We start from the raw sequence: 26,472 nt of genomic DNA, 5'->3' as shown, positions 1-26,472 counted from the left end.
GGCAAAGGGGCCGGCGGTGCGTGTTGCTCGGGGCTGTTCATGGGCCTGGCAACCCTATTCGGGGTCCAGGGGGACGCGCAGGCCATCCAGTTGGGCGACGGGTTTGATCTGGCCGCCCTGACCACGCACGGCATTGATCCAAAAGTCTCGGAGTACTTTCGCAGCGCTGCGCGCTTTCGCGAGGGCGTACAGGTGGTCGGGCTGCGGGTCAATGGCACGGCGTTGGGGCTGGTCGATGCGCGTTTCGACTATCAAGGGCAGCTGTGTTTTACCCGCGGGCTGCTGGACAAGGCGGGTTTGCGGGTGCCGTCGGCGGTCCTGCAGGCTGGCGTGACGGCTGAGCAGGCGTGTCACGACTTTCTTGGCGAATTCCCGGCGACGCTCGTCAGGTTGCGCCCCGGCAGTGACGAAGTGTCCCTGGTGGTGCCCACGCAATCGTTGCGCGAGCCAGAGTGGGAGGTGGGCAGCTTCAGCCAGGGCGGGACGGCCGCCATGCTCAACTACGATGTGCTGGGCTTCGACAGCCATGCGCGCGATGGCTCCAGTCGTTTTGTCTCGGCCTACACCGAGGCGGGATTCAACCTGGGCAACTGGGTGGTGCGCAGTCGACAGTTCTATATTTCCGATAACGGCAGGGGCCGTAGTGAACACGTATATGCCTATGCCCAGCGCGATTTCGCGGCCTTGCAGTCGACCTTCCAGGTGGGCCAGATTTCCAGCCGCAGCCCGGTGTTTGGCGGCCTCCAACTCTCGGGCCTGCAGCTCTTCCCGGATGGTGTTGCGCGCCTGGGGAGTTCCAACGGCGTCGTGGTTGAAGGCTTGGCCCACAGCCAGGCGAGGGTCGAGGTGCGCCAGTCCGGCGTGCTGATTTATTCGACCCTGGTGCCCGAAGGGCCCTTCAGCCTGACAGGCCTGCCCCTGCTCAATGGCACCAGTGACCTGGACGTGAGTGTCATCGGTACACGGGGTGGCAAGCGCAACTTCGTGGTGCCCGCCGCGTCTTTTGGTGCTCAAGTGCCGGTGGCGCCGGGCTTCGACTTTGCCCTGGGCAAAGTGCGGGAAACCCTCGCCAATGGCCGGGAGTCGCCGGTGGTGGCGATGGGCAGTGGCACTTGGGGCCTGGGCGCAGGCACCTCCCTGGGGCTCGGTGTGCTGGGTACCGATGACTATCACGCGGCTGGCGGTACATTGAGCCGTGTCTTTTTCCAGCGGGTCACGGTTGCGGCACGGCACAACCGCTCGCGAGACAAAGTCTACGCAGTGGGCGGGACGCGCAGCGCCGTGTCGTTGGGCAGCCCTTTGGGCGCGGGGGTTGAAGTCAACCTGAGCGTCACCACCCAGAGCCAGGGTTATCGTGATGTGCTGGAGGCCGGCATGGCATCGACTCGGGATGCCCTGGGCGCAAGGTTCCAACACCAGTACACCGCCGGCATAAGTTGGGCCGAGCCGGTTTTGGGCGCGTTCTCCCTCAGCTATTCGCGCAACCGGCAGTTTGATGGGCAAGGCGCCGAGCATGTATTTGCGTCGTGGAACAAGCGCTTCAATGAGGTTGATGTCGCCCTGGTCGCCGATTCTCAGACAGGCCCCTCCCGTCGGCGCAAGCGCCGTTATGCGGCCAATGAGCAACTCCCCTCGCAAGGCGTGTCACTGCGCCTGCAAGTCAGCGTGCCCTTCGGCGAGAGTCGTCGCCTCACCTCTTTTGCGAGTCGGCGCAACGGTCGCTCCGATGTCGGCACCGCGCTGTCGGAACGGGTCAACGAGTATGTGGACTATGAGGTCGGCGCCGAACGCGACCTGAGTGAGCGCCAGCAATCGGTGTATGGGCGGGTCGACGTCATGCCGCGCTACACCCGCATCGGCGCCGGAATGAGCCGGGAAGCATCAGGCACCAGCTACACCGGGCAACTGCAGGGCGCCGTGGTCGCCCATGGGCAGGGGGTGTCCTTTTCGCCCTATGCGGTACAGGACACGTTCGGCCTGCTGTCGGTGGGGAATATCGCGGGCGCCAAGGTCTCCACGCCCCAGGGCCCGGTCTGGACCGACTATCGCGGTCATGCGGTCATCCCAGGGTTGCCGGCCTACAGCAACACCCACCTGGAGGTGCAGACCCAATCCCTGCCCAAGCATGTCGACCTCAAGAACGGCACCCACACCCTCGCTGCCGCACGCGGGTCGTTCAATACCGTGGAGTTCAAGGTGGTCAGTGCACGCCGCGTGCTGTTGACCGCTCATGACCAGCGTGGGCGTGCGTTACCCCAGGGGGCTGCGGTGTTTGGAGCGGACAAGGCTTTCCTGACCAGCGTGGTGGGCGAAGGGCTGATCTTCCTGAATGACAGCGAGCCCCAGCAAATCCTGAGTGTCGAGTTGCCTGACTCGACGACGCCCTGCCTGTTGCAACTGAACCTTGAGTCAGAGCCTTCCAATGACAAATTGTATGAAACCGCCTCGGCTACCTGCCGTGGGTTGTAAGTCGATGGGCAGCCTCTCTCGGTGCTTGTTGTTTGTGATGGCGTTACTGGCCAGTGAGGCCAGCGTCGCGACGTGTCAGGTAGCGCTGAGCCAGCCTCGGGTGGACTACGGCGTCTTGCGCCATGGGCAAGGGCTGGATGGGCACGCAGGCGCGCAGTCGCTGGGCCGGCGGACGGTGTTGCTGAACGTGGTCTGTGTCGATCCTGCTCCCATGGCACTGCGGTTCAGCGGCTCGCCTGCGGGAGGGCTGGGCTTTCGGTTTGGCGGCGATGGCGCCTTTGCCCTGGGTATCAGGCACGCCCATGTTGATGGGCGATCCGTGGATCTGATCGCCGAGGGTGCGCTGTCCGTGGCTGTCAGCGAACACCTTATGCCCGGGCAGGTCCTGATCGCCCGCGCGGCGGGTGTCCCGGTGGCAGGCCGACGGCTATCGGCCCACCTTGAGATCGACCCTTACTTGCCGGTGGAGGCTTTCTCTGTGCGCCGCGAAACCACCCTCGAAGGGCGGGTGCAGGTTGAGTGGATGCCACTGGGGGTGAGTATCAGCCCGGCTGTTCCACCGAGCCAATGAAGTTGGCCAGTTCGGCGGTGCGCGGTTGGGCGAACAGGGTTTTCGGGTCGCCCACCTCGTGCACTTTGCCCTGGTGCATAAACACCAGTTTGTCGCCCACTTCCCGGGCAAAGCGCATCTCATGGGTCACCATGATCAGCGTCATGCCGTCCTTGGCCAGTTGGCGCACTACGCTGAGCACTTCATTGACCAACTCCGGGTCCAGCGCCGAGGTGATTTCATCGCACAGCAATACCTTGGGCGACATTGCCAGGGCGCGGGCAATGGCCACCCGCTGCTGTTGGCCGCCAGACAGGCGATCGGGAAATGCATCGAACTTTTCCCCCAGCCCGACACGGTCGAGCATCTGCCGCGCCAGTTGCGTGGCCTTGGCCTTGGGTACTTTTTGCACGACCTGGGGCGCGAGCATGACGTTTTCACCCACGGTCAAATGGGGGAACAGATTGAACTGCTGGAACACCATGCCGACTTTCTGCCGCAGGCTGCGCAGGTCGGCTCGGGCCGCGTCGAGGTATTCGCCATCGACTTCAATCACCCCGTCGTTGATTGACTCCAGGCCATTGAGGGTGCGCAGCAAGGTGGACTTTCCCGAGCCACTGCGGCCAATGATCGCCACCACCTGGCCTTCCTCGACCGTCAGATCGATGCCCTTGAGCACATGGTGATCGCCGTAATACTTATGCAGCGCGGATATTCTAAGCAGAGGCATGCAGTCTCCTTTCCAGGTAGCGGGCACTGAGGGACAAGGGGTAGCAGAGCAGGAAGTAACCGAGTGCAACCAGGCCGTAGACCATGAAGGGCTCGAAGGTGGCATTGGCGAGCATGCCGCCGGTCTTGGTCAGTTCGGTGAAGCCGATGATCGACGTCACCGCTGTGCCCTTGACCACCTGCACCGAGAAACCCACCGTTGGCGCCACGGCAATACGCAGGGCCTGGGGCAGGATCACATAGCGCAGTTGCTCATAAGGGTTGAGCGCCAGGCTGGCGGAGGCTTCCCATTGGCCATGGGCAATGGAGTCGACACAGCCGCGCCAGATCTCGGCCAGGTAGGCGCTGGTAAACAGGGTCAAGGCAATCGCGGCGGCCAGCCACGGCGAGATATCGATCCCCAGCAAGGCGATGCCGAAGAACACTAGGAACAGCTGCATCAGCAGCGGCGTGCCCTGGAACAGTTCTATATAGGTGCGGGCAATATTGCGCGGCAACGCTTTTTTGCTGATGCGCAGGGTCATTACCAGCAGACCGATCAGCCCACCGCCGATAAACGCCACCAGCGACAACAGCAACGTCCACTGCAGGCCGGTCAGCAGGTTGCGCACGATGTCCCAGAACGAAAAATCACTCATGGCTGTTCCTCATCACATAGCGACGGCCGATCCAATTGAGCAACTGGCGGATCATCAGCGCCATGCACAGGTACACCAGCGTGGTCAGCGCGTAGGTTTCAAAGGCGCGGAAGTTGCGCGACTGGATAAAGTTGGCGGCAAAGCTCAGTTCTTCAGTGGCGATCTGCGAGCACACCGCCGAACCGAGCATCACGATGATGATCTGGCTGCTCAGGGCCGGCCAGACCTTGCCCAGCGCCGGCAGTAGCACCACGTGGCGGAACGCTTCAAAACGTGTCATCGCCAGCGCTGCCGCCGCTTCCAGTTGCCCGCGGGGAATCGCTTGGATGCCGGCCCGGATGATCTCCGTGGAATAGGCGCCCAGGTTGATCACCATCGCCAACACCGCCGCTTGCCATTCGGAAATCTGCAGGCCCAGGGACGGCAGGCCGAAGAAGATAAAAAACAACTGCACCAGGAACGGTGTGTTGCGAATCAACTCGACATACACCCCGAAGAACCAGCAAAACGGCTGGATTTTCCATGCGCGCACCACGGCGCCGACAATCCCCAGCGCCACCCCCAGGATGGCGCCGATGGCGGTCAGTTCCAGGGTGAACAACGCGCCGCGCAACAGGAGGTCGGTATTGGCCAGCACCGGCGCAAAGTCGAATTGATAGGCCATCAATCAGCTCCGCTTCAGAGATCTGCAGGCAATGGTTCTTTCAGCCACTGCATCGCGTTTTTTTCCAGGCTGCCATCAGCCTTGGCGCTGACCAGGATCTGGTTGACCTTCTCCAGCAGTGCCGGCTCGTTTTTGTTCACCCCGACATACACCGGCGAATCCTTGAGCTTGACCTTCAGCGCCGGCACACGCTTGGGGTTGCGCTCGCTGATCGCCACCATCACCACGTTGCCACTGGCGATCAGGTCCACCTGGCCGGCGAGGTAGGCGGCGATGGTCGAGTTGTTGTCTTCGAAGCGCTTGATCGTGGCTTCCTTGGGGGCGACGGCGCTCAACTCGATATCTTCAATGGCGCCGCGGGTCACGCTGATGGTCTTGCCCTTGAGGTCATCGAGGCTTGCAATGGCCGCGTCAGGAGGGCCGAACACTGCGAGATAGAACGGCGCGTAGGCCTTGGAAAAGTCGATGACCTTTTCGCGATCCGGGTTCTTGCCCAGGCTGGAAATCACCAGGTCCACTTTGCCGGTGGTGAGGAACGGGATGCGGTTGGTGCTGTTGACCGGGGTCAGCTCCAGTTTGACCTTGAGTTGCTCGGCCAGCAATTTGGCGGTGTCGATGTCCAGGCCGCGTGGTTTCATGTCCGGGCCCACCGAACCGAATGGTGGGAAGTCCTGGGGTACGGCAACCTTGAGGGTGCCACGGGCGACGATATCGTCCAGGCCATTGGCCTGGGCAGGTGCCTGGCTGAGCATCAGGCTGGCAAACAAGGCAGTGAGCAGGACGCTGCAACGCTTGGTCATGGCAACTCTCCGAAAAGGGCGAAGGGATTTTCTGAGTGTTGCCAGTGCACAGCCCGTGCCATGGTGCTTTGAAACGCCTGCAAGGCAGGTTTTACGAGGCGTGCGGCGGTCTGACTGGTCTGAACAGTCAGGTCTGGTTTCGCACCCTTTTCGAGCGTCGGCAAAACCGCGCGAGCCCCTTTGGGGCGTGGCTTGCCGGCTGCCGAGAATAGCTTTACAACTAGGCCCACTGTTGACTGAAACCTCGGGTTTTCCATGTATTCCATCGCCCAAGCCGTACCGGAAGCGGCCTTGCAAGCTATCCGCAAACTGATCAAGGAGCAGGGCTTCGGCCCCGGCGATGCCTTGCCTTCGCAGCGGGACCTGGCGATGCAATTGGGGGTCAGTCGTGCTTCCTTGCGCGAGGCCTTGTCGTCGCTCAGCGCACTGGGGCTGGTCAGTGTGCAACCGGGCAAGGGCGTATTTGTGCAGGCGCCGCCGGCAGCCGAGATAAACGGCGTGGCCTGGCCGTTTACGGCCCAGGCCAGCCCGCTGGATATCTTCCAGTTGCGCTATGCCCTGGAGGGGTTTGCGGCGGGGCTGGCGGCCATGACGCTGACCACCGGGGAACTGGATTGGCTCGAAGACAATGTCCAGGCCATGCGCCGGGAGCTCAAGGCCGGTGATTTCGAGGCCGCCGCGCGGCTGGACTTCGCTTTTCACCAGCGCATTCTGTTGGCCAGTGGCAATCAGGCGATGGTGAGCATCCTCAGCGCCAGTGCCGAGGTGTTTCTGGAAAGCCAGAAACTACCGTTCATCCGACCGGAGCGGGCGATGGAAACCTGGCAGGAGCACCGCAAGATCCTCCGTGCGCTGGCCCGGCGCAGCAGCGCGGCGGCGCAAAAAGCCATGCAGGAGCACGTGCGTAACGCTGCCTTGCGCACGGGCATCGCCTTTGTCACACCGGTAACATCCTGAATCGGTAATACCCAAAATGATGGCATTCGATAGCAAGAGTCAATCAGCGGCGGCTTCCTGAACGAAGGAAGGGCAGCTATGATGGGCAACGTTTTTTTTGCTTACAACCCGGAGACATCCATGAGCAACGATCTTATCAAGCACGTCACCGACGCGACCTTTGAGGCCGAAGTACTGCAGGCCCAGGGCCCGGTGCTGGTTGACTACTGGGCTGAGTGGTGCGGTCCTTGCAAAATGATCGCTCCGGTCCTGGACGACATCGCAACCACCTACGAAGGCAAACTGACCATTGCCAAGCTGAACATCGACGAGAACCAGGAAACCCCGGCCAAGCACGGCGTACGTGGTATCCCGACCCTGATGCTGTTCAAGAACGGCAACGTCGAAGCCACCAAGGTTGGCGCACTGTCGAAGTCGCAACTGGCCGCATTCCTCGACGCCAACATCTAAGCGTCGTAAAAAAAGCCCCGCAAATTGCGGGGCTTTTTCGTAAAGCAGGGCTAGACGCTCTGAAATTCAGGTGGTACATTCGGCCCCGCACTGGTTTCTCCACTGCCCCCTGCAAGCCGTCGCCGACGCATTCCTTTCGATTAGTACGCGATCCTGTCGCCTTCTCTGCGGCGCGGCCTCATTAAGCCAAAAGCTTAATTCCCCCCCTCTATAAATGATTACGTCATTCCTATATGAATCTGACTGAACTCAAGCAAAAGCCGATTACCGACCTGCTCCAACTGGCCGAAGAAATGGGCATAGAAAATATGGCCCGTTCGCGCAAGCAGGACGTGATTTTCTCCCTGCTGAAAAAGCACGCGAAAAGCGGCGAGGAAATCTCCGGTGATGGCGTGCTGGAGATTCTCCAGGACGGCTTCGGCTTTCTCCGCTCTGCAGACGCCTCCTATCTCGCCGGCCCAGACGATATCTACGTCTCGCCGAGCCAGATCCGTCGCTTCAACTTGCGCACCGGTGACACCATCGTTGGCAAGATCCGCCCTCCAAAGGAAGGCGAGCGTTATTTCGCCCTGCTCAAGGTCGACACGATCAACTTCGATCGCCCGGAGAACGCGAAGAACAAGATTCTCTTCGAGAACCTGACGCCGCTGTTCCCAACCGTGCGCATGAAGATGGAAGCCGGCAACGGTTCCACCGAAGACTTGACCGGTCGTGTGATCGACCTGTGCGCCCCGATCGGCAAAGGCCAGCGTGGCCTGATCGTCGCGCCGCCGAAAGCCGGTAAGACCATCATGCTGCAGAACATTGCAGCGAACATCGCGCGTAACAATCCTGAAGTTCACCTGATCGTGCTGCTGATCGATGAGCGTCCGGAAGAAGTGACCGAAATGCAGCGCACCGTGCGCGGCGAAGTGGTTGCCTCGACGTTCGATGAGCCGCCAACCCGCCACGTGCAGGTTGCCGAAATGGTGATCGAGAAGGCCAAGCGCCTGGTCGAACACAAGAAGGACGTGGTGATCCTGCTCGACTCCATCACCCGTCTGGCCCGTGCCTACAACACCGTGATCCCGAGCTCCGGCAAAGTGCTCACCGGTGGTGTCGATGCCCACGCCCTGGAGAAGCCGAAACGTTTCTTCGGCGCCGCGCGTAACATCGAAGAAGGCGGCTCGCTGACCATTATCGCCACCGCGCTGGTTGAAACCGGCTCGAAGATGGACGAAGTGATCTACGAAGAGTTCAAGGGTACCGGCAACATGGAGCTGCCTCTGGACCGTCGCATCGCTGAAAAGCGTGTGTTCCCGGCCATCAACATCAACCGCTCCGGCACCCGCCGCGAAGAGTTGCTGACGGCCGACGACGAACTGCAGCGCATGTGGATCCTGCGCAAGCTGCTGCACCCGATGGACGAAGTCGCTGCCATCGAGTTCCTGATCGACAAGCTGAAAACCACCAAGACCAACGACGAGTTCTTCCTGTCGATGAAACGCAAGTAATACTGCGTTTCAGGTCCGAAAGAATGGCGCCCCCAGGGGCGCCATTTTTTTGCCTGGGGTTTTTAACGACACCCGGCCGGCAATTGCGCCGCCGATAGGGCTGCCAGCCGCCCTCAGAGCAGGTAGGATGTACGCCTATTTTACGGGTGGCATGGTTAATGAAATTCAAGGATCTTCGGGATTTCGTGCAGCAACTTGAGCAGCGCGGAGAGTTGAAACGTATTCAGGTGCCGGTGTCCCCGGTCCTGGAAATGACTGAGATTTGCGACCGCACCTTGCGCAACAAGGGCCCGGCGCTGCTGTTCGAGAACCCCACAGGCTTTGATATCCCGGTGCTCGGCAACCTGTTCGGCACGCCCGACCGGGTGGCATTCGGCATGGGCGCCGAGTCGGTCAGCGAACTGCGCGAAATCGGCAAGCTGCTGGCGTTCCTCAAGGAGCCCGAGCCGCCCAAGGGCCTGAAGGACGCGTGGTCGAAGCTGCCGATCTTTCGCAAGATCATTGCCATGGCGCCCAAGGTGGTCAAGGACGCGGTATGCCAGGAAGTGGTCATCGAAGGCGATGATGTCGACCTGGCGATGCTCCCGGTGCAGACCTGCTGGCCCGGCGACGTCGGCCCGCTGATCACCTGGGGCCTGACCGTCACCAAGGGCCCGAACAAGGACCGCCAGAACCTGGGCATCTACCGCCAGCAAGTGATCGGCCGCAACAAGGTGATCATGCGTTGGTTGAGCCACCGTGGTGGGGCGCTGGATTTCCGTGAGTGGTGCGAAAAGCACCCGGGCCAGCCGTTCCCGGTTTCCGTGGCCCTGGGGGCCGACCCGGCGACGATCCTCGGCGCCGTGACGCCGGTGCCCGACAGCCTGTCCGAATACGCCTTTGCCGGCCTGCTGCGCGGCAACCGCACCGAGCTGGTGAAGTGCCGTGGCAACGACCTGCAAGTACCGGCCACCGCCGAAATCATCCTTGAAGGCGTGATTCATCCGGGCGAGATGGCCGATGAAGGCCCGTATGGCGACCACACCGGCTACTACAATGAAGTCGACAGCTTCCCGGTGTTCACCGTCGAGCGCATCACCCACCGGGTCAAACCGATCTACCACAGCACCTACACGGGCCGGCCGCCTGATGAACCGGCGATCCTCGGTGTGGCGCTGAACGAAGTGTTCGTGCCGATCCTGCAGAAGCAGTTCCCGGAAATCACCGACTTCTACCTGCCGCCGGAAGGCTGCTCGTACCGCATGGCCATCGTGACCATGAAGAAGTCGTACCCGGGCCATGCCAAGCGCGTCATGCTCGGTGTGTGGTCGTTTTTGCGACAGTTCATGTATACCAAGTTCGTTATTGTCACCGACGACGACATCAATGCCCGGGACTGGAACGACGTGATCTGGGCCATCACCACGCGCATGGACCCCAAGCGCGACACGGTGATGATCGATAACACGCCGATCGACTACCTGGACTTTGCCTCGCCGGTGTCGGGCCTGGGCTCGAAGATGGGCCTGGATGCCACTCACAAGTGGCCGGGTGAAACCACCCGGGAGTGGGGCCGGGTGATCGTCAAGGACGAAGCGGTGACGGCACGTGTCGATGCGATGTGGAAAGAATTGGGAATAGATTGATGCGTGTAACCCTGCAACCTTCCGGTGCGGTCCTCGACTTGCAGCCCGGCGAGCGGATTCTTGAAGGCGCCCGGCGCCTGGGCTATGAATGCCCGCAGGCGTGCCGTAATGGGGTGTGCCACGTCTGCGCGGCCCTGTTGGTCGAGGGCCGGGTGCAACAAGCCGGTGAGGTGCGCGATCATGGCGAGTTCTATACCTGCATCGCCGAGCCCTTGGAGGATTGCATCGTGCTGTGGGATGGCGTGCTGGCGCCGGGAGAGTTGCCGGTGCGCAAACTTGCCTGCCAGTTGAGCGAATGCGTGGACCTGGGGGGCGACGTGTGGCGCGTGCGCCTGCGGGCACCGGCCGGCAAGGCGGTGCGCTATCACGCGGGCCAGTACCTGATGATCGAGCGCGAAAACGGCGAGAAGTCGGCGTTTTCCCTGGCTTCGGCGCCCCATGCCGGGCGCGATTTGGAACTGCATGTGCTGGTGCGTGAAGACAGCGCCCGCAGCCTGATCGAGCAGTTGCAGCGTAACCAGATGGCGCGGGTCGAGCTGCCGTTTGGCGATACCCACCTGGCCGAACTGCCCGACGGGCCGCTGGTGCTGATCGCGGCCGGCACCGGCATGGCCCAGATGCACAGCCTGATCGAGCACTGCCGGGCCAGCGGTTTCAAGCACCCTGTGCACCTGTATTGGGGCGTGCGCCAACCGGATGATTTCTATCAGGTGGAGCATTGGGAGCAATGGCAGCAATTGCCCAATCTGTTCCTGCACAAAGTGGTCAGTGACCTGTGCGGATGGGAAGGGCGCTGTGGCTTGTTGCATGAGGCGGTGTGTGAAGACATCAGCGACCTCAAGGGCGTGCATGTCTATGCCAGCGGTTCGCCAGCGATGATCTATGGCACGCTGGATGCGCTGGTCAACGCCGGCATGGATGCACACCAGATGCGCGCCGACGTGTTTGCCTACGCACCACGCTCCTGACTTCAAACGGTGTGTGGGCTTGCCTGCGAAAGCGGTGAATCAGTCGCTGGATGTGTTGACTGACACACCGCATTCGCGGGTAAGCCCGCTCCCACATAGGCCCGGTTCCCACAGGGGATTGTGTCTACTCACGTCTGTCGGTGTCAGAACCGCACACCTGTGGTCACCATCGCCGCATTGAACCCCAGCAATACGAATTCCGCCGCTACCGGCCCATAGTGGGTTCCCACCGACGGAATGATCACCGGCGCCACGCCGTAGCGGTTCAGCGGAATCTTGTCGCGATACTTGCCGCGATAGCCCTGGATCGCCCCGCCAGTGAGCTTCAGATACACCGGATAGTCGCTCATGTCGTAGCGCTTGCCTGCGTACGCGTAGTACGAGCGCTGGCGAAACGAGTTGCGAAAGGTCGCACCGCCATACACCCACCCCGAAGCGTCATTACGCTCCAGGCCGATCAGGTCCTGGTTGTTGTTGTGCTCGGGATCCGGCGCAAAGTGCCGGGTGTAGACGCTGGTCTGGGCGTACCAGAAGCCTTTGTCGTCGTTGGCCGGCGCTTCGGCGGCCAGGGCGGTGGTGGCCTGTGCCAGGAGCAGCAGGCCGGAAAGTCGGTTTTTCATGGGGCGACCTCGATAGTCGGTGGATGCACGGCTAAGTGGGTCGTGACGCGGGCCTATTTTGAGGGCTCGCTCTGCCCAAAGGCTGAACGGGCGCTGAAAGTAGCGGGATTTTCTGGAGCAATCCTGATGAACGGGGCCTGTTGCTTATGCTTTTGCTTATTCTTAAAAGATATTTATTCGTCAAGATAAATATCATTAAGCTATATGTCATCGGGCTACCGACTATCTGCCACTAACCAGTAAATGACCGCCACCGTCCGCCACACGGATCGATCGTATGAACTCAGGGCATTGACGTTCTGACTTTTGATTCCAAGGGGAGCGGTATGGGGAGCTACAACAGGCACGCGCTGTACACGGCGATTTTGTCAGCCAATTTGCTGGCCTCCGTGGGATTCAATCCAGTGATCGCCGCTGAAGCGGCGACGGCCGAAACGCCAAAACTCGACACCGTGATCGTCACGGGTACCCGCGCCCAAGAGCGCACGGCCAGCGCGTCACTATCACCTATTGATGTGATTTCCGGCGAAAGCCTGCGCAGCACCGGTTCCGATGAGCTGGGCGCGGTACTGGCGCGGCTGATTCCTTCTATCAACTTCCCCCGCCCTAGCCTGGTGGACGGCGCCGAACTGGTGCGCCCGGCGCAACTGCGCGGCCTGTCGCCGGATCAAGTGCTGGTGCTGGTCAATGGCAAGCGGCGCCACACCAGCGCTTTCGTCAACCTGGGTGGTGCGGTCGGCCGCGGTTCGGCCCCGGCGGATTTGAATGCCATCCCGTTGTCGGCGGTCGACCATATTGAAGTGCTGCGTGATGGCGCGTCGGCGCGCTACGGGTCCGATGCAATTGCCGGGGTGATCAACGTGATCCTCAAGCAGACCGACCACGGCGGCTCGGTTTCGAGCAAGTTCGGCCAATACAAGAAAGGCGACGGGATCCAGCGCAACATCAGCGGCAACACCGGCCTGGCCGTAGGCGAGAACGGGTTTATCAACCTTTCGGCCGAAGTTGCCGACAATGACTACACCAACCGCGCCGGCCACGATTACCGCCCGGCCAGCATCGGTTCCACCACGTACGGCCAGCGGGTGTTCCGCCAGGGCGAACCTTCGACCAACGAAGGCAAGCTGTGGCTGAACGCCGGCTATGCCTTCAACGAGGCTGCCGAGTTCTACACTTTTGGCGGCTACAGCAAGCGGCGTGGCGAGACGGCGGCGTTCTACCGGGCGAGCAATGCGTCCAACAACCTCCCGGCGCTCAACCCCAATGGCTACCTGCCGCTGATCCGTGGCAGCCTCGAAGATACCTCGCTGGTGGCCGGCCTGCGCGGGCAGTTGGCGTATGACTGGCACTACGACCTGTCGGCCAACTACGGCAAGAACCAGTACGAACTGCGCACCGAAACCATCAACACCTCCCTGGGCCTGGCGACGCCGCGCAAATTCGACAACGGCACCCTGAGCAACGAGCAGAAGCAGCTCAGCCTGGACCTGTCCCGTGAGTTTGACCTGGGCTGGCTGCCGTACCCGGTATCGGTGGCATTCGGCGGCGAATACCTGCACCAGGGCTATGAGATCGAAGCCGGTGAGCCGGCGTCCTATTACCAGACCGGCAGCTCGGGCCTCGGCGGTTTCCGCGATGCCGACGCCGGCAGCACCTCGCGCCACAACTGGGCGCAGTACCTGGACCTGGAAACCAACTTCACCGAGAAGCTCGGGGTTTCGGCGGCGGTGCGCCATGAGGACTACAGCGACTTCGGCTCCAACGTCAGCGGCTCGCTGTCGGCGCGCTATGACTTCACCCCGCAAGTGGCCCTGCGCGGCAGTATTTCCAATGGCTTTCGCGCACCGTCCCTGGCCCAGCAGAACTTTGCCTACACCTCATCGCAGTTGATCGGCAACACCATCCAGGAAGCCGGCACCTTCCCGGCCAACAGTCAGGTGGCGCGTTTGCTTGGCGCCGAAGACCTCAAGGCCGAGAAGTCGCGCAACTACAGCCTGGGCTTGGTGCTGGAGCCGGCGGATAACCTGACGGTGACGGCGGACGTCTACCGCATCGACATTCGCGACCGCATAAGCCTGTCGTCCAACCTTGCCCTTAACGCGGCGACACGCGCCTATCTGCAAGCCAATGGCGTCGGCAATATCGACTACACCACCGCCCGCTACTTCACCAATGCCACGGACACCAGCACCGACGGCGTCGACCTGGTGGCCAACTACCGCTACCAGTTGGACAACGGCATCCGCTGGAACAGCACCGTGGGCTACAACTACAACCACACCAAGGTCACGGACGTGAAGGCCAACCCGGCCATTCTCGACAGCCTGGGCGCCAACCTGGTGCGGGTCGACCGGCGCGAGCGCATCGGTCTGCTGGGCGACACCACGCCCCAGCACAAGCTGAGCCTGGGCAACGATTTCACTTTCGGCAATTGGGCGCTGCACAGCAATCTGGTGCGCTATGGCGAATTCACCAGCTACCAGGCGGACAAGGTCAATGACCAGACCTTCAAGGCCGCCTGGGTGCTGGATTTGTCGGCTGACTACACATTACACAACTGGACCTTCACCGTGGGCGGCGACAACGTGACCGATAAGTACCCGGAAAAGCTCAATGCCTACGCCAGCAGTGGCGGCAACCTGGCCTATAGCACTTTTTCGCCTTACGGTTACAGCGGCGCGTTCTATTACGGTAAAGTCGCCTATAACTGGTAGTAGCTCTTCATTTCCGAGAAAGGAGACCTAAGCGATCCGCCATGACCGTTATTGAATCCGAACTTCTGCAATTGGCTTACCCTCCGCGGCTCGATCTGGGGCCGCAACTCACTCACGAACAATTGATGAGCTCAATGCAGGCCACCATGGGCCTGCACAAGGGTGGGCCGGTCTGGTTGTTTGCCTACGGCTCGCTGATCTGGCGTCCCGAGTGTTCGGCCACCCAGCGCCTGCGGGCACGGGTCCACGGTTATCACCGGGGCCTGTATCTGTGGTCCCACGAGCATCGGGGTACGCCGGAGTTGCCGGGGCTGGTGTTTGGCCTGGATCGCGGCGGCTCGTGCAGTGGCTTTGCCTATCGCCTGCCGGAGGAGCAGCTGGAGGCTTCGCTCTATGCCTTGTGGCAGCGGGAGATGCCTTACCCTTCGTATCGGCCACATTGGCTCAGTTGCCGGCTTGAAGACGGTAGTCAGGTGCAGGCGTTGGGTTTTGTGCTGGAGCGGCACTTGCCCAGCTACGCCGGCAACTTGCCCGACAGCGTGCTGAACCAGGTATTCGCCAGCGCTTGCGGGCGCTACGGCACTACTCGCGATTATGTCGAGCAGACCGTCAACGCCCTGCGTAGCCACGCCATGCCAGACAAGAATCTGGAGGCGCGGCTCAAGCGATGTGCCAAAGGCGTCGCGGCGATTAACGCGCCGAGCTAACGCTATTGGTGTGCCACAGCGTAGGAATCAGGAACGCGATAGCCAACAGGCACGCGCCGATCAGCAGCACAAAGCCGCCATCCCAGCCGAAGTGGTCCACGGTGTAGCCCATGGCCGCACTGGCCGCTACCGAACCGCCCAGGTAACCGAACAGGCCGGTAAAACCTGCGGCTGTACCGGCGGCTTTCTTCGGCGCCAGCTCCAGTGCCTGCAGGCCGATCAGCATCACCGGGCCGTAGATCAGGAAGCCAATGGAGAACAGCGCGATCATGTCGACCATCGGGTTGCCTGGCGGGTTGAGCCAATAAACCAGGGTCGCCACGGTGACCAACGCCATGAACACAATGCCGGTCAGGCCTCGGTTGCCACGGAAGATCTTGTCTGACATCCAGCCGCACAGCAGCGTGCCCGGAATCCCTGCCCACTCATAGAAGAAGTACGCCCAGGACGACTTGTCGACCGTGAAGTGCTTGGCTTCCTTGAGGTACGTCGGTGCCCAGTCCAGCACGCCGTAGCGCAGCAGGTACACGAACACGTTGGCGAAGGCGATGTACCAGAGCATTTTGTTGCGCAGCACGTACTTGACGAAGATTTCCTTGGCGCTGAATTCGTCTTCGTGGCTGTCGTCGTAACCTTCCGGGTAGTCGTTCTTGTACTTCTCGATAGGCGGCAGGCCCACCGACTGTGGGGTGTCGCGCATGGTGATGAAGGCAAACGCCGCTACCGCCAAGGCTACAGTGGCCGGTACATAGAACGCCGCGTGCCAGTCGTTGAACCAGGCCATGCCCAGCAGGAACAGCGGGCCGATCAGGCCGCCGCCGACGTTATGCGCCACGTTCCACACCGACACCACGCCGCCGCGTTCTTTCTGCGACCACCAGTGCACCATGGTCCGTCCGCTCGGCGGCCAGCCCATGCCCTGGGCCCAGCCGTTGATGAACAGCAAAATGAACATCATCGTCACGCTGGAGGTGGCCCAAGGCGCGAAACCGAAAATGAACATCACCCCCGCCGACACCAGCAAGCCAAAAGGCAGGAAGTAGCGCGGGTTGGAGCGGTCGGACACCAGGCCCATGAGGAACTTGGACAGGCCATAGGCAATGGCGATCGCCGACATGGCCAGGCCCAGCTGACCACGGGTATAACCCTCGTCGATCAAATACGGCATGGCCAGGGAGAAGTTCTTGCGCAGCAGGTAGTAACCCGCGTAGCCAAAGAAAATACCGGCGAAGATCTGCCAGCGCAGTCGTCGGTAAGTACTGTCGATCTTTTCTTCAGGCAGGGGTGCCTGATGAGGGGCAGGACGAAAGAAAGCAAACATTCAAGAGCTCCAAATTTCTTGTTTTGACTGCGGATGCGAATGTTACAGTTTCGTTACCGAAAATAGCATCGCCTCTTATCTGCAAACACAGGAAACTGGAGTAATTGCATGTTCTTTTACGAACATGTCGCTAATAGATAAATATGCGTCGTAATCAAATTCCTCAGAACCCCGCGACTCAACTGTAGGAGCTGGCTTGCCAGCGATAGCGGTGGCTCAGCTAAACAGGTGGAGCTGACGGACCGCTATCGCAGGCAAGCCAGCTCCTCCACAAATCACTGGCGGACCTGGACGACCACCTTGCCCACCGCCTTGCGCTGCCCCAGGTCATTGATCGCCTGGGCGGCGTTATCCAGCGGGTACACCTGCGAAACCAGTGGCTTCAGCTTCCCCTCGGCGTACCAACTGAACAGTTGCTGGAAATTCGCCGCATTATCCTGGGGCTGGCGCTGGGCGAACGAGCCCCAGAACACCCCGACCACCGCCGCGCCCTTGAGCAGCGCCAGGTTCACTGGCAACTCAGGAATACGCCCGCTGGCAAAGCCCACCACCAACAGGCGCCCGTTCCAGGCGATGGCGCGGATGGCCTGGTCAAACAGGTCGCCACCTACCGGGTCGTAGATCACGTCGGCGCCGTTGCCATCGGTCAGGCGCTTGATTTCATCCTTGAGGTTGGTTTCGCTGTAGTTAATCAACTCATCGGCACCCGCCGCCTTGGCCACAGCCAGCTTGTCGGCGCTGCTGGCGGCAGCGATCACCCGGGCGCCCATGGCCTTGCCGATTTCTACGGCGGCCAGCCCCACGCCACCGGACGCACCCAGCACCAGCAGGGTCTCGCCGGCCACCAAGTGGCCGCGCTGCTTGAGCGCGTGCATCGAGGTGCCGTAGGTCATGCTGAAGGCGGCGGCAGTGTTGAAGTCCATGCTCGGCGGGATCGGCAGTACGTTATAGCCCGGTACAGCGACCTGCTCGGCAAAGCTACCCCAGCCGGTCAACGCCATGACCCGGTCGCCGACCTTGAGGTGGCTGACCTTTTCCCCGACTTCGCTGACCACGCCTGCCGCTTCGCCACCCGGCGAGAACGGGAAGGGTGGCTTGAACTGGTACTTGCCCTCGATGATCAGCGTGTCCGGGAAATTCACCCCGGCGGCATGCACATCCAGCAGGATCTCGTTCTTCTTGATCGCGGGGCTGGCGACGTCTTCCAACACCAGGGTTTCGGCAGGGCCGAAGGCTTTGCACAGCACGGCTTTCATCGGACTATTCCTTTTGGCGTATTGGCCGATAAGTGTAGGTGGGTAAGGTCACGGGTCAACGAGCATGCCCCGGCCTGATAAGTCGCCATAAGCTTGTGCTCTGCCTTGCTAGCGTTATGCTACTGGCAACCGAATTTGAGGAATGAACTGTGAAAGCGTGGATCCTGTTGATGCTGGCCCTGACGTTGCCGATGGCGGCCCATGCCGAAGAAGCCAAGGAAGGCGAAGCGCCGAAGGTCAGCTATTACAGCCTGACGCCGCCTTTTGTGGGCAACTACGCCTTGGATGGCGGCCCGAAACTGCGGGTGTACAAGGCCGATGTGGCCCTGCGCGTGACCGGCCCGGAAGCGGCGGCGGCGATCAAGGCCAATGAACCGTTGATTCGCAACCAACTGGTGGCGTTGTTTACCCAGCAGACTGTCGAGAGCATGGGCAGTGTCGAAGGCAAAGAGAAGTTGCGCCAGGAAGCGTTGAAGCAGACCCAACAAGTGATGAACGACGAAACCGGCAAGCCGGTGGTTGAGGACCTGTTGTTCAACAACTTGATCATCCAGTAAAGCCCGCGCTGAAAAGCCGGTGCCCACATTTGACGGTGCTCACCCTCAAAATGTGGGAGCTGGCTTGCCTGCGATGACGGCCTTGCGGGCACCTCAAGACGCCAGGCTTTTCCTGAACCTGGCCAACGCCACCGCAAAAAACAACAACCCAATCGCCGCTAGCGCCAGCAAGTCCGGCCACACCACGCTTACTCCTGCATCCCGGAACAGAATCGCCGCACTCAAGCTCACAAAGTGCGTCGACGGCGAGCCCTGCATCACCCATTGCAACCATTCGGGCATGCTGTCCAACGGCGTGCTGCCGCCAGACAGAAGCAGCATCGGAATGATTACCGGGATTGCCAGCAAACCGAATTGCGGCGTCGAACGGGCGAGGGTGGCCAGGAAGATGCCCAGGGCGGTGCTGGCAAACAGGTAGAGTGCCGTCACCAGCAGGAACAAGCTCAACGACCCGGCCAGCGGCACGCCGAGCATGCCCTTGACCACCACTTCCAGCGACAGCCAGGTGCACAGCACCACCACCAGCATGTTGCTCCAGATTTTCGCCAGCATGATCTCCAGCGCTGTCAGCGGCAGCACCAGCAAATGGTCGAGGGTGCCGTGTTCGCGCTCACGCAGCAACGCCGTGCCGGTCAGTACGATGGCCAGGATGGTGATGTTGTTGACGATCTGGATCACCGCCAGGAACCAGCCACCTTCCAGGTTAGTGTTGAATAATGCCCGGGTGGTGAGGGCCGCCGGCGCCCGCTGGCTGGCGTCAGGCTGGCCACTGTAGGTCAGCAGTTCGCGCTGGAAAATCCGCCCGATATAACCCGCACCCATAAAGGCCTGGCTCATCGCCGTGGCATCCACGTTGACCTGTACGCTTGGTTGGCGCCCGGCCAACAGGTCTGCCTGGAAATTGGCCGGCACGTTGATCACGAAGGTGTACTGGCCGCTGTCCATGACCTTGTCCAACTGGTCGTAGGCCAGTGGCACGGCGGGTTGGAATTCCGGTGGCTGCAGGGCTTCGGCCAACTGGCGCGACAATTGGCCGTGGTCCTCATCGACAAAGGCCACGCTGGCGTTGTGCACGCCAATCACCGAGCCGGCCGCTGGCATATAGATGGCGACGGTGAAGGCGTAGAACAGAAACAACAGCAACACACTGTCGTGGCGCAGGCTGGTGAGTTCCTTGATTCCCAGGCGCAGGATATGGGCGAACTTGTGCATCAGGCCTCCTGCTTCTTAAGCATGACCAGGCTCAGCCCGGTGAACCCCAGGAAAAACCCGAACAGCGCCAGGCACTGCGGCCACAACTGGCGCAAGTCCAGGGCTTTGGTGAAGGTGCCGACGGCCACATCCAGGAAGTAACCGGCAGGAAACAGCATGCCCATCAGCGCGGCCGCCCCTTCCAGAGACGAGCGCGGCACGATCAACCCGGAGAATTGGATGGTCGGCAGGCTGGTGATGATCATGGTGCCGAGAATCGCGGCGATCTGGGTGCGGGTGAACGCGGAAATCAGGAGGCCCATGCTGGTGGTCGCCAGCACGTACAGCAGGCCGCCAAAGGCCAGGGTCAGAGCGCTGCCCTTGAACGGCACGCCGAACAGCCAGCGATTCATTGCCACCAGCAAGGCCAGGTTGATCAGGCTGATGACCAGATACGGCGCCTGTTTGCCGAGGAGGAATTCCAGGCGGGTCAGCGGCGTGGCGTAGAAGTTGGTAATCGAACCCAGCTCTTTTTCGCGCACGATGCCCAGGGCGGTAAGCATTGCCGGGATAAAGGCCAGGATCAGCGCCATCACGCCGGGGCCGATGGCATTGACGCTGACCACGTCCTGGTTGTAGCGAAAGCGCGTTTCCAGTTTGGCCGCAGGCGGCTGGGCCCGTGGTGTGCTGTTGAGTTCGGCCAATTGCTGGAGGTTGGCCTGGTGCACCGCTTCTACATAATTGCGGCTGGTCTCGGCGCGAAACGGCATGCCGCCATCAAGCCAGGCGGCCACCGCCGGTTGGCGTCCGGCGTACAGGTCACGGCCAAACCCGGGTGGAATTTCCATGGCCAGTTTGATCTCCGAGCGCTGCAGGCGCCGGTGCAACTCGGCCGAATCGGTGATCGGCGGCTGTTCGGCGAAGTAGCGTGAACTGCGAAAGGCTTCCAGGTAGGCCCGGCTTTGGGGTGTCTGGTCCTGGTCATACACGGCGAAGGCAAGCTTCTCCACGTCCAGGGAAATGCCGTAGCCGAAGATCACCATCATGAAAATCGCCCCGAGCAGGGCAAAGGCCATGCGCACTTTGTCGCGCAGCAGTTCCTTGCCTTCACGGCTGGCCACCGCCAGCAGGCGCGCCAGGCTGAAGCCGCGCTTGCTGACCGGCGGCGTAGTCGGCGTGCTGACGGTCGCGCTGGGGGCGTCGGCTTGCGGGGCTTGCTGGGCTTGCTCCAGGCAGGTGACGAACGCGGCTTCCAGGGTCTCGCCGTGGAATTGTTGTTGCAGTGCGTGCGGCGTGTCGCAGGCCAGCACCTTGCCGGCGTGCATCAAGGAAATACGGTCGCAGCGCTGGGCTTCGTTCATAAAGTGGGTGGAGAGGAAAATCGTCACCCCTTGCTCGCGGGACAGCTCCACCAGCAGGCGCCAGAAATCGTCACGTGCGGCGGGGTCCACACCGGACGTGGGTTCGTCGAGAATCAGCACTTCCGGGCGATGCAGTACCGCCACGGCCAGGGACAGGCGCTGGCGCAAACCCAGGGGCAACTCACCGGAGGGTTGCTCAGCGACGCTGCCCAGGTCAAAACGCTGGATCAACTCTTCGATACGCGGGCCGCTGTCGGCCTTGGGCAGGTCGAACAGTTGTGCGTGCAGCACCAGGTTCTGGCGCACGCTGAGCTCGCCGTACAACGAGAAGCTCTGGGACATGAAGCCCACGCGCTTGCGGGTCGCCAGGTCCTTGGCGTTCACCGGGTTGCCCAGCAGTGTGGCGCTGCCTTCGCTGGCCGGCATCAGCCCGGTGAGGACTTTCATGGTGGTGGTCTTGCCACAGCCGTTGGAGCCGAGAAAACCAAAGATCTCACCACGGCCGATGGCGAAGCTGACTTTGTTCACCGCCGTAAAGTCGCCAAAACGCAGGGTCAGGTCGTGGGCTTCGATGGCGATATCAGTGTTGTCGTTCGCCCGAGGTGGGATCACCAGCGGCTGGTTGTTGTGCGCGCTGTCGCCCTGGAAATGGGTAAAGGCTTCATCCAGCTTGCCGCTGGGCGTGACAGCCGCCAGGTCGCGGCTCAGGCCATCGGCGATCAGTTTGCCGCGGTCGAGCATCAGGCAATGTTCGAACTGCTCGGCTTCCTCCATGTAGGCCGTGGCCACCAGCAGCGTCAGTTGTGGGCGTTCACTGCGTACGGTTTCCACCAGCTCCCAGAAGCGGCGGCGTGACAATGGGTCGACGCCGGTGGTGGGCTCATCGAGGATCAACAGATCCGGATCGTGGATCAGCGCGCAGCACAGCCCCAGTTTTTGCTTCATCCCGCCCGACAGTTTGCCCGCCGGACGGTCGGCGAAGCGCGCCAGGTCAGTGGCCAGCAGCAGGTTGTGCATGCGCTGGTCGCAGTCGGCTTTGGACAGGCCAAACAGGGTGGCGAAAAAGCGGATGTTTTCGCTGATGGACAGCTCGGGGTACAGGTTGCCGCCCAGGCCCTGAGGCATAAAGGCGATCAACGGGTACAGGCTGTTGCGGTGGCGGCGGTCTTCGATGGAGCCGCCCAGCACCTGCAAGTCTCCGGCCTGCAGCTTTTTCACCCCGGCGATCAAGCCCAGCAGGCTCGACTTGCCCGCGCCATCCGGGCCGATCAGCCCGCAGCGGGTGCCGGCCGGCAGGCTGAAGGCGATGTCGATCAGTGCCTGTTGCTTGCCGTAGCGGTGGTTGATACCCGTGGCGTGCAGCGCCAGGCCGTTCATTGCAGGTTGGCCGGCCAGTCCAGGTCGGCAGTGCGCACGTAGCCGGCGCCGGGCATGCCGGGCTTGGCCTGGGGCACGGCGCTGGGTTGAGTCAGGCGCAGCTTGACGCGGAACACCAGTTTCTGGCGCTCGTCGCGGGTTTCCACTTCTTTGGGGGTGAACTGGGATTTGGCCGCGACAAAGCTGATTTTTGCCGGCAACGGCTGATCCGGCAGGGCATCGAGCACGATCCGCGCTTCGCTGCCCACGGTCAGGCGACCGGTGACCGAGGCGGGCAGGTAGAGGTTCATGTATTGGTCATTCGGGTCGATCAACAACAACACCCGCCCGCCGGCCCCGAGCACTTCGCCGGGTTCGGCCAGGCGCAACTGGATGATGCCGTCGATGGGCGCACGCAGGCTGCTGTCGTCGATCTCGCTGGTCAGTTGCGCCACCTGGGCCTGGGCGGCACCGATGGCGGCCTTGACCGCATTCACCTGGGCCTGGGCCGCGACCACTGCCGCGTTGCCGGTGTTCTGGCGGGCCTGTTGCTGATCGATCAACTGCGCGCTGGCAAAACCGCGTCGGTACAGTTCCTGGGTGCGCTTGAGTTCCTGGCTGGCCAGCAGGTTTTCGCTTTGGCGCAGTTGCACGTTGGCTTCGGCGGCGGCGAAATTTTCCTTGGCGCGCAGCACTTCGGCTTCAGCCTGGGAACGCTGGGCTTCCAGGGTGCGGGTGTCGATACGCGCCAGCAGTTGGCCCTTGAGCACCTTGTCGCCTTCATCGACCCGCACCTCGGCCAGGCGGCCGGGGATTTTGGTGGCAATCTGCACTTCGGTGGATTCCAGCCGGCCGTTGCCCATGCTCAAGCCTTCTGGCAGGCGGTCGAGGGTGGACTTCCAGTAGCCGAAGCCGCCGGCGGCGACCAACAGCAATATCAGGAGAAAGGCGAAGAATTGCGAACTGCGATGTGACGTCGACATGGGTGCATCCTGCGGTGTTAGCGTCCTAGTTTGCCGGGATCGTAACCGATAGCCGTTGATACCGGTCAAATGAATCCCTGACCCGCTCTTTATGATGCGGTGTTGAGGTGTTGATGGGGGCTTCTTTGGTCAGGGGGGGTTAGCGCAGGGCCATTACCGCCGCCCATTGCTCGGCTGTCACCGGCATCACGGACAGGCGACTGCCTTTTTGCACCAGGGGCATTTCGGCCAGGGCGGTCTGTTGCTTGAGGTAGCCCAGCCCGAGGACTTTGGGGAAGGTCTTGACGTGGGCAACGGTGATGGCGCTCCACGGATTTTTCTCGGGTGTGGCCTTGGCATCGAAGTAATGGCTGTCAGGTTCCAGCGCGGTCGGGTCGGGGTAAGCCGCTTCGATGATTTTCCCTACGCCGGCAATCCCCGGCTCCGGGCAACTGGAGTGGTAGAAGAAGAACTCATCGCCGACCGCCATGGCCCGCAGGAAGTTGCGCGCCTGGTAATTGCGCACGCCATCCCAGCGCGCCTCGCCGAGTTTTTCCAGGCCCTTGATGGACAGCTCATCGGGCTCGGATTTCATCAGCCAATAGGCCATGGTTTTGCTCCTTTGCTGGGGATTGGGCAGGTTGTCTGTCAATTTCATGACAAACCGACGGTCGGTTGACGCCAAGGTTTGCGTGTTGGTTCACGTTAACGCAGAATGCCGGGATTTTAAGCTTGACGCAGCTGGAACGGACTACTTTGGAACGTTGCTGTCATCGTGTGTGATATGCCTGAAGGGGGGCAATCGATGAAACGCAAACCGGATTTACTATGGATTTTGGTTATTTTGTTCGGTCTGGGCGTCGTGACCACCGGGTATGCGCAAAGCCTGTGGTCGAACAAGACCGAAGCGCCCGTTGAATTTGCACAGCAGCAGCAACAAACCTTCAAGCGTTGACGCTATTTCGGCGCCGTTGATTCCAGCGGCGTCCCCTCTGCGACATACCATCTTCTATCGGTAACGGTGCCATTCAACGGCACGTCCCAGCTTGCCTGCGCCAGTCGTTCGACCTTCTGGCACTCATGGGCCAGCCCCAGCAGCGTTGGCTTGCGCCACGACGAACGGCGCGCCAGGTACGCCAGGCTGCGATCGTAAAAACCGCCGCCCATGCCCAGTCGCCCGCCCGCATCATCGAACCCCACCAATGGCAGCAGCACCAGGTCCAGGGCCCAGACCTTGCGCTGGCGCCCGACATTGACCCGTGGCTCAAGAATGCCAAAGCGATTGGGCGCAAGCCTTTCCCTGGGGCTCACGCGTTGGAACACCATCTTGGTCCGTGGCCAGGCGCTGAGCACCGGCAGGTAGGTGGCCTTGCCCCGGCGCTGGGCAGCGCGCAGCAGCAGGCGCGGATCGATTTCGCCATCCGTCGGCAGGTACAGGGAAATATGTTTGGCCCGGCGAAACAGCGGGTGCTGTGCCAGTTGCCGATACAGGCCAATGGCGGCCCGGCGCTGCTCGCTCGGCGTCAGGGCGCGACGGGCATTGCGCAACATGCGTCGAAGTTGCGGACGGGAAAGCGGCGCAGGTTCGGTCATGGTGGTCGGCTCATACAACAATGCCAGTCCGGGGACTGGCATTGAGTTTGGGAATCAGGCTCCCCGACAGAACCGCTGTCGACTTAGCCCTTGAACCCGAAAGTTCAAGGTGGAAGATGCAGTAGGCTTTAAGGCTTTCCGTCTAGCGGACATGCACACCAGCCCAACGTGCAACTTCCAGGGTAGTGCGAATCGGCTCAGGGACATCGCCGACTGGCAAGCACGCCAGGGAGTGAGGCGAGTATACCCCAAATAGACGCGGCAATCAGCCCTTGGGTGGTTCCTGATCGGTAGAAAGTACCAGGTCAACGCGCTCGAGCAGGTCACGCACTTGCTCGCGTGTCGAGCCGCTGGCCTGTACGTCAGGGCGTTCCTGCTTATGCAATAAATCGTGGGTAATGTTCAGTGCGGCCATCACGGCGATACGGTCGGCGCCGATGACTTTGCCGCTGCTGCGGATCTCGCGCATCTTGCCGTCCAGGTAGCGGGCAGCGCTCACCAGGTTGCTGCGTTCTTCCTGGGGGCAGATGATTGAATACTCTTTGTCGAGAATCTGCACGGTGACGCTATTGCTTGAACTCATGAGTCTTGCTCCAGGGCCTTCAGGCGCGAAATCATCGATTCGACCTTACGCCGGGCGATTTCGTTTTTTTCAATGAGGTGCGCGCGTTCCTCGCGCCAGGTCTTTTCCTGAGCTAATAGGAGTCCGTTTTGACTCTTTAGTTGCTCGACCCGGGTAATTAGCAATTCGAGTCTGGCCATCAGCGCTTGCAAGTCGGTGTCTTCCATTGGGTTCCACTGGATTTGTCTGATGAATGGCAACTGCAGGATAAACGATCTGACGCCCTTGATAGTCGGGTGCGTCTGCCGGTGCTAGGATACAGCGCTTCATTCTAGACATCGCGCCGCCTGGCGCCTAGCTCATCATGCCTATTCAGAATTCCCCGTACGACGCTTTTTCCAAACTGCTGAGCACCAGCGGCCACCCTTGCTCGCCCGCCGAACTGCATGGCGTGCTGTTGGGCCGCAGCTGCACCGGCGTCGGTTTTGACGCCGATAACTGGCTGGCCGACGTGGCCGAACTGCTGGAAACCGAGCCTACCGAAAACGTGCGCAATGCGTTGATCGGTTTGCAAGAAATGGTTAAAGGCGAACTGACCGGTGATGACGTCACCGTAGTCCTGCTGCTGCCAACCGACGACGCGCCGCTCACCGAGCGTGCTGCGGCTCTGGGCCAATGGTGCCAGGGTTTCCTCCATGGCTTTGGCGTGAACGCCGGCGGCCTGGAACTGAGCACCGACGCCAAGGAAGTGTTGCAAGACCTGGCCGCCATCTCCCAGGTGCAAGATGCCCTGGAAGAGTCCGAAGACGGCGAAGGCGACTATATGGAAGTCATGGAATACCTGCGCGTCGCGCCGCTGCTGCTGTTCACCGAGACCAAAAAGTCTGCTGAGCCCGCAGCGCCCAAGCCGTCGCTGCACTAAGAGAGGG

Annotated in this window: 26 protein-coding genes and 1 other RNA gene; 12 read left to right on the top strand and 15 right to left on the bottom strand. The window is 61.4% G+C overall.

What is annotated here, in order from left to right:
- The first annotated feature begins 39 nt into the window (after positions 1-39).
- Entirely contained in the window at positions 40-2,469 is a 2,430-nt protein-coding gene (locus tag BHC62_RS01150) for a fimbria/pilus outer membrane usher protein (RefSeq protein WP_070994076.1), read from the top strand.
- Positions 2,470-2,473: 4 nt separating this feature from the next.
- Entirely contained in the window at positions 2,474-3,040 is a 567-nt protein-coding gene (locus BHC62_RS01145; protein ID WP_070994025.1) for a hypothetical protein, read from the top strand.
- On the opposite strand, the gene BHC62_RS01140 is transcribed toward BHC62_RS01145, so the two are convergent.
- The 4 genes from BHC62_RS01140 to BHC62_RS01125 are packed head-to-tail and all read right to left on the bottom strand — an operon-like array spanning position 3,012 to position 5,850.
- A complete protein-coding gene (locus BHC62_RS01140) occupies positions 3,012-3,749 on the bottom strand; it encodes an amino acid ABC transporter ATP-binding protein (RefSeq protein ID WP_029289575.1) in 738 nt (245 codons plus the stop codon). The genes BHC62_RS01145 and BHC62_RS01140 overlap by 29 nt on opposite strands.
- Positions 3,736-4,386 (bottom strand): amino acid ABC transporter permease, encoded by a 651-nt coding sequence (locus tag BHC62_RS01135; RefSeq protein WP_029289573.1) that lies wholly within the window; start codon positions 4,384-4,386, stop codon positions 3,736-3,738. Before BHC62_RS01135 ends, BHC62_RS01140 begins: the two co-directional genes overlap by 14 nt.
- The gene (locus BHC62_RS01130; RefSeq protein ID WP_029289571.1) at positions 4,379-5,050 is read right to left on the bottom strand and encodes an amino acid ABC transporter permease; all 672 of its coding nucleotides are present in this window, start codon (positions 5,048-5,050) and stop codon (positions 4,379-4,381) included. The genes BHC62_RS01135 and BHC62_RS01130 overlap by 8 nt, the downstream gene beginning before the upstream one ends.
- A 14-nt stretch (positions 5,051-5,064) precedes the next feature.
- A complete protein-coding gene (locus BHC62_RS01125) occupies positions 5,065-5,850 on the bottom strand; it encodes a transporter substrate-binding domain-containing protein (protein ID WP_070994024.1) in 786 nt (261 codons plus the stop codon).
- Between the two features lie 255 nt (positions 5,851-6,105).
- On the opposite strand from BHC62_RS01125, the gene BHC62_RS01115 reads away from it, so the two are divergent.
- The 5 genes from BHC62_RS01115 to BHC62_RS01095 all read left to right on the top strand — a co-directional run bounded on the left by BHC62_RS01115 (position 6,106) and on the right by BHC62_RS01095 (position 11,343).
- Positions 6,106-6,807, top strand: a complete 702-nt coding sequence (locus BHC62_RS01115) for a FadR/GntR family transcriptional regulator (RefSeq protein WP_070994022.1) — start codon at positions 6,106-6,108, stop codon at positions 6,805-6,807.
- A 120-nt stretch (positions 6,808-6,927) separates the two neighbouring features.
- Complete coding sequence (gene trxA, locus BHC62_RS01110; RefSeq protein WP_029289563.1) at positions 6,928-7,257, top strand: thioredoxin TrxA; 330 nt, start codon at positions 6,928-6,930, stop codon at positions 7,255-7,257.
- Between the two features lie 233 nt (positions 7,258-7,490).
- Complete coding sequence (gene rho, locus BHC62_RS01105) at positions 7,491-8,750, top strand: transcription termination factor Rho (protein ID WP_003176825.1); 1,260 nt, start codon at positions 7,491-7,493, stop codon at positions 8,748-8,750.
- 158 nt (positions 8,751-8,908) lie between these two features.
- Positions 8,909-10,375 carry a 4-hydroxy-3-polyprenylbenzoate decarboxylase gene (gene ubiD, locus BHC62_RS01100; protein WP_029289556.1) on the top strand — a complete coding sequence of 489 codons (1,467 nt, stop codon included), beginning with the start codon at positions 8,909-8,911 and terminating at the stop codon, positions 10,373-10,375.
- Positions 10,375-11,343 (top strand): CDP-6-deoxy-delta-3,4-glucoseen reductase, encoded by a 969-nt coding sequence (locus tag BHC62_RS01095; RefSeq protein WP_029289554.1) that lies wholly within the window; start codon positions 10,375-10,377, stop codon positions 11,341-11,343. The genes ubiD and BHC62_RS01095 overlap by 1 nt, the downstream gene beginning before the upstream one ends.
- 143 nt (positions 11,344-11,486) lie before the next feature.
- On the opposite strand, the gene BHC62_RS01090 is transcribed toward BHC62_RS01095, so the two are convergent.
- Positions 11,487-11,963: a sn-glycerol-3-phosphate transporter gene (locus BHC62_RS01090; RefSeq protein ID WP_070994021.1), complete on the bottom strand. Its 477-nt coding sequence runs from the start codon at positions 11,961-11,963 to the stop codon at positions 11,487-11,489.
- Between the two features lie 326 nt (positions 11,964-12,289).
- On the opposite strand from BHC62_RS01090, the gene BHC62_RS01085 reads away from it, so the two are divergent.
- Together BHC62_RS01085 and BHC62_RS01080 are read left to right on the top strand one after the other, a co-directional pair.
- The gene (locus BHC62_RS01085; protein WP_070994020.1) at positions 12,290-14,677 is read left to right on the top strand and encodes a TonB-dependent siderophore receptor; all 2,388 of its coding nucleotides are present in this window, start codon (positions 12,290-12,292) and stop codon (positions 14,675-14,677) included.
- A gap of 41 nt (positions 14,678-14,718) precedes the next feature.
- The gene (locus BHC62_RS01080; protein WP_029289548.1) at positions 14,719-15,384 is read left to right on the top strand and encodes a gamma-glutamylcyclotransferase; all 666 of its coding nucleotides are present in this window, start codon (positions 14,719-14,721) and stop codon (positions 15,382-15,384) included.
- Here the strand turns inward: BHC62_RS01080 and glpT are convergent.
- Positions 15,368-16,705: a glycerol-3-phosphate transporter gene (glpT, locus tag BHC62_RS01075; RefSeq protein ID WP_029289546.1), complete on the bottom strand. Its 1,338-nt coding sequence runs from the start codon at positions 16,703-16,705 to the stop codon at positions 15,368-15,370. The genes BHC62_RS01080 and glpT overlap by 17 nt on opposite strands.
- A 275-nt stretch (positions 16,706-16,980) precedes the next feature.
- Positions 16,981-17,961, bottom strand: coding sequence for an NADPH:quinone oxidoreductase family protein (locus BHC62_RS01070; protein WP_070994019.1), 981 nt, complete (start codon positions 17,959-17,961; stop codon positions 16,981-16,983).
- A gap of 149 nt (positions 17,962-18,110) precedes the next feature.
- Here BHC62_RS01070 and BHC62_RS01065 point away from each other — a divergent pair, with 149 nt between their 5' ends.
- Positions 18,111-18,518: a flagellar basal body-associated protein FliL gene (locus BHC62_RS01065; RefSeq protein WP_029289542.1), complete on the top strand. Its 408-nt coding sequence runs from the start codon at positions 18,111-18,113 to the stop codon at positions 18,516-18,518.
- Positions 18,519-18,611: 93 nt separating this feature from the next.
- Here BHC62_RS01065 and BHC62_RS01060 read toward each other — a convergent pair whose 3' ends face one another.
- The 4 genes from BHC62_RS01060 to BHC62_RS01045 form a co-directional block, all read right to left on the bottom strand.
- Positions 18,612-19,730, bottom strand: coding sequence for an ABC transporter permease (locus BHC62_RS01060; RefSeq protein WP_070994018.1), 1,119 nt, complete (start codon positions 19,728-19,730; stop codon positions 18,612-18,614).
- A complete protein-coding gene (gene rbbA / locus BHC62_RS01055) occupies positions 19,730-22,447 on the bottom strand; it encodes a ribosome-associated ATPase/putative transporter RbbA (protein ID WP_070994017.1) in 2,718 nt (905 codons plus the stop codon). The genes BHC62_RS01060 and rbbA overlap by 1 nt, the downstream gene beginning before the upstream one ends.
- On the bottom strand, positions 22,444-23,409 hold the full coding sequence (locus tag BHC62_RS01050; protein ID WP_029289536.1) for an HlyD family secretion protein: 966 nt from the start codon (positions 23,407-23,409) through the stop codon (positions 22,444-22,446). Before BHC62_RS01050 ends, rbbA begins: the two co-directional genes overlap by 4 nt.
- 139 nt (positions 23,410-23,548) lie before the next feature.
- Positions 23,549-23,998: an EVE domain-containing protein gene (locus tag BHC62_RS01045; protein WP_029289534.1), complete on the bottom strand. Its 450-nt coding sequence runs from the start codon at positions 23,996-23,998 to the stop codon at positions 23,549-23,551.
- 195 nt (positions 23,999-24,193) lie between these two features.
- Between BHC62_RS01045 and BHC62_RS28530 the strand changes: the two genes are divergently transcribed.
- On the top strand, positions 24,194-24,343 hold the full coding sequence (locus tag BHC62_RS28530; protein WP_092231272.1) for a hypothetical protein: 150 nt from the start codon (positions 24,194-24,196) through the stop codon (positions 24,341-24,343).
- A 2-nt stretch (positions 24,344-24,345) separates the two neighbouring features.
- On the opposite strand, the gene BHC62_RS01040 is transcribed toward BHC62_RS28530, so the two are convergent.
- The 4 genes from BHC62_RS01040 to BHC62_RS01025 form a co-directional block, all read right to left on the bottom strand.
- Complete coding sequence (locus BHC62_RS01040; protein ID WP_070994016.1) at positions 24,346-24,981, bottom strand: 5-formyltetrahydrofolate cyclo-ligase; 636 nt, start codon at positions 24,979-24,981, stop codon at positions 24,346-24,348.
- 56 nt (positions 24,982-25,037) lie between these two features.
- Positions 25,038-25,216: non-coding RNA, 6S RNA (gene ssrS / locus BHC62_RS01035), on the bottom strand.
- A 30-nt stretch (positions 25,217-25,246) separates the two neighbouring features.
- Entirely contained in the window at positions 25,247-25,564 is a 318-nt protein-coding gene (locus BHC62_RS01030) for a cell division protein ZapA (protein WP_029289530.1), read from the bottom strand.
- The gene (locus BHC62_RS01025) at positions 25,561-25,770 is read right to left on the bottom strand and encodes a TIGR02449 family protein (RefSeq protein ID WP_007982902.1); all 210 of its coding nucleotides are present in this window, start codon (positions 25,768-25,770) and stop codon (positions 25,561-25,563) included. The genes BHC62_RS01030 and BHC62_RS01025 overlap by 4 nt, the downstream gene beginning before the upstream one ends.
- A gap of 137 nt (positions 25,771-25,907) precedes the next feature.
- Here BHC62_RS01025 and BHC62_RS01020 point away from each other — a divergent pair, with 137 nt between their 5' ends.
- Positions 25,908-26,465 (top strand): YecA family protein, encoded by a 558-nt coding sequence (locus BHC62_RS01020; protein WP_017739071.1) that lies wholly within the window; start codon positions 25,908-25,910, stop codon positions 26,463-26,465.
- Positions 26,466-26,472 lie beyond the last annotated feature (7 nt).

The sequence above is a fragment of the Pseudomonas sp. 06C 126 genome (assembly GCF_001855215.1).
In the GTDB taxonomy this organism is placed as follows: domain Bacteria; phylum Pseudomonadota; class Gammaproteobacteria; order Pseudomonadales; family Pseudomonadaceae; genus Aquipseudomonas; species Aquipseudomonas proteolytica.
This window is presented reverse-complemented; position numbering and strand designations above follow the sequence as displayed.